The organism is Streptococcus sp. HMSC071D03 (genome assembly GCF_001812125.1).
GTDB classification, from domain to species: domain Bacteria; phylum Bacillota; class Bacilli; order Lactobacillales; family Streptococcaceae; genus Streptococcus; species Streptococcus pseudopneumoniae_N.
The window spans coordinates 1-3,532 of record NZ_KV807767.1 but is presented as its reverse complement, the minus strand read 5'-3'; the positions used below and the strand labels follow the sequence as shown (position 1 = coordinate 3,532).

The 3,532-nt window shown below is 38.4% G+C and carries 1 pseudogene; it reads right to left on the bottom strand.

From position 1 onward, the window contains the following. Positions 1–2,779 (bottom strand): annotated as a pseudogene (locus tag HMPREF2837_RS06525) (hypothetical protein); the annotation flags it as partial. Between the last annotated feature and the right edge of the window lie 753 nt (positions 2,780–3,532).

The window sequence follows — 3,532 nt, the reverse complement described above, 5'->3', positions numbered from 1 at the left end:
TGTTTTGAGAATATTCAACTTTAACTTTCTCTTTAATTTTCTCAAACTCTTTATCAGTAACATTATTAGCATCCGCTACAGGAAGTTTTTCCTCTGGAACCTTAATATCATATTTCTTAGTTTGTGCTTTTAATACGAAAGTTACTGCACCTGGGTCGGTTAAGTAAGAACCAACAACCTCTCCATTTTTCTTAGTTTTTACCGCAGTATTATTGATTAATTCTCCATCAGTATCAGTTGCAGTTGCAAAACGCGTTACAAGATCTAAAGAATCGTTTTCTGTTTTCGGTAATTTTTCTGCCGATATGCCAGAAACTTGTCCTGTTACTTTAATTTTCGCAGGCGTAGCTGTTTCAGAATTAATTGCTGTTACAGTGTATCCATATTCATTATCTTGTTTATCTGGATTCCCATCAATATTATTTAGGGCAATATTTCCACCTTTTTTAAGTGAAGCTGATTTAATTTTTCCAGAATCGTCATTAAATGTGATATCAACATCTGCATCTTCACCAGTATAAAGATAAACTTCTTTTTTGTTTGGAGCTGGATCTGAGTAAGGAATCTCTACTGTTGGAGCTACGTTTTCACGTGCTGGAGTTACAACTACAGTAACTTCAATCTCACCTGACTCTTTACCTTGGCTATCAACAGCTTTATACTTAACTGTGTAAGTGCCTTGGGTATTTGTATCAACTGTCTTAGTTGCAGTGTTTCCATTTACTGAGACAACTTCAGCATGAACCTTATCACCTAGGGTTGCTTGGGCATCATCTTCTTTATCTGCTACTGTAACAAGAGATGCAAGGTCAAGTTGAGCACCTTGTTGAACAGTTTTTGTGTTTCCTTCAACTGCTGATGCAATAGTTGGAGCTTGGTTTTCTACTGAGCGTGATTGCCAGTCAGCCACACTTGAGAAACCACCTTCTACCACGTTTGAAATAGCTGCTACTTCAACACCTGCAATCTTGTCAGCCATTGTAAGGACAATCGTGTCTTGGAACTTACCGTGCTCAACTGATTTGACAGTTGCTTTGTCTGATTTTTGTGATGTCCATGCAGCTGAGGTACTGTCACGTTTAACTGGGATTTCTAGAACTTGACCTGAAGTATCTGTGTAGCGGAAGTAAGCGATCCCTGCATCGTGAGGAACCTTAAGAGTCACTTCTTTTTGTCCTGCAATAACAGCGTCTTGATTAGTAGACAAGCTTGAAGGTTCAACAGTTGTCACACCGACAGATACTGGTACTGTACGACGGCCACTTTCAGTACCGTTGACAGTTTGACTCACCTGTACTAGTTGACGTGGTTTAATAGTTGTACCATCACCTTGGTTGTTGTTCAAGGCTGTTGGAAGCTCACCAGTAGTCCAGTTTCCAGCGCTGTCAACAGTGACATTTCCGATATTTTGCTCCTGACCATCTACATAAAGCTTGATAGTTGCACCTGGAACCCCTGTTCCTGAAAGAGTGCTTGAAGTTGAAGCTACTGTTTGAACAGGAACATTAACAGAAGTTTTGCTCAAGTTTGGAGTCACACTTGGTGCATCAACCTGACTAACCAACTGCTTGTCATACTTACCTGAGATCGCATACCAGTTGTACATCGCTAAGTTTTTTACAGATTGCACACCTGCAATATAAGAAATCGTTTGTGATGGGTCTTCAACCACTGTACGGTAACGAACAGTGAACTTGCGAATACCTGAATAAATACTTGTATCAAGAAGGTAGAGTTTCTTAGAGTTATCCTTGACACCGTTCAAACCAGGAATCTTATTGTATTCACTGTCACCAGTAGTACCTATTACATATTTCTCAACCTGACTGTTATCATAAATATACTGCGTACCTTCTGCTTTTGCGTTTCCGTTACCATTACTCCATTCAGTTCGAGTATTATAAACGCCATCATACTCTGTTACTACATTATATGGGTCAGATACGTTTTTAGGAATTGAGAAATACCAGAAGGCACCTGCTTTATCGTATTGAGCCTCGTTAAAGGTTACCGTCCATTCCAAGACTGGACGTCCTTGACCAGATGGGTCAGTAGGTACTGTTTTCCCATTGACAACTTCATAGTCATCCAGCTGTCTGTACTCGATCTTGGCACGCTGAGTTGGATCTCCGTTCTCAATTTTTTTACCACCCTTGTATTCGAACTTAATATCCTGCCCTTCCATAGAGCGATCTTGAGCACGTTCTTGTCCTGCTGCTCGACGGCTTCTTGACTTAGGTTGAGTGGCTGAAGTTTCTGCTGGAGCTGCCACTTTGACAGTTTGAGCTGCTGACAAGTTTGCACTTGAACCATCTGCAAAAGTCACAACTACTGATCCGTCTGCTTGGATTTGAACATCAGTCGCAGTAGGATTTTCCCCCTTAACAGCTTCCACTACATTTGCTTTTTCTTCATCTGTCAAAGCTGAAGAATTTGCAACTACTGTCAATGAAGGAAGCTGAACTCCATCTGCTTCCTTAGCTGTTTTTGCTGAAGTAGCTTCTGAACTTGTAGGATTTTCAGCAACCACAGGTGAAGTTGTTGACACCTCCACTGCTGGTGCTTTATACGTTCCTACTTCGTCACTAGAGCTTGCTTCAGCAGCTGAGTTGGCAGTTTTAGTCTCTACCTCCCCAGTATCAGCTGTGTCGGCCTTAACCGTTGGAGCTACCAAGGCTGCACCAACTGCAAAGACAAGCGAACAACCAAACAAGAAATGTTTTCCTTTTTTGATCATTCGCCAGTTCTTCTGCTCTGCATTTTTACGATTAAAATACATTACATTATCTCCTTTTTTTAAAATAACTGCATGTCTTTTACATACAGTTCAATTATACATCTCTTTTAGAAAATAGTCAATTAAAAGAACTTTTGAACTTTCAAGTATTTTATAAACCAAAAACTACATATATAATGTCTTTTATAACTTAATATAGTTATCTAAAAATTCAGTAAAATCAGATTCTACACACATAGTTTTCTTCACTGGACCTTTTAAGACACAAAATTTCAAAAAAACAGAAAATTTACACTAAGTTTTCAGAATGAAAGAAAAAATATATGAATGGAGTTTTTATCAAAGAACAGGAGTGACCCTAAATTTTCTTGAATCTTTTACTACTCAAGAAAAATCAACCTACACTTTTTATTGACAAACCACTTAAGAAAGCTGCTAGTCCAAGTATCTATTTTTAATTTACCAGTCAATCAATGAATCTTCTTATGTTCTAAGAAGCTAAGGGAAGAGTTTTTAATAAATCCTATACTATAGGTGATCGCACACTGAAAATTTCTGCTCTTTTTGATTTTATAGGCTTAAAATGGTGTTTTCTTGTAAAAATATGAGATAGCACCGAGGGATGCCATCGATTACACCTGCTAGAGTCAAATATAGTAGATTGAACCTAGAATAGTACGCTACGGATTCTAGAACACTTCTAGAAATATTTTTTAGCAGTCATAGTGTACTATTCTAGATTCAACCCACTATAAAAGGACTTATACTCTTCGAAAATCTCTTCAAACCACGTCA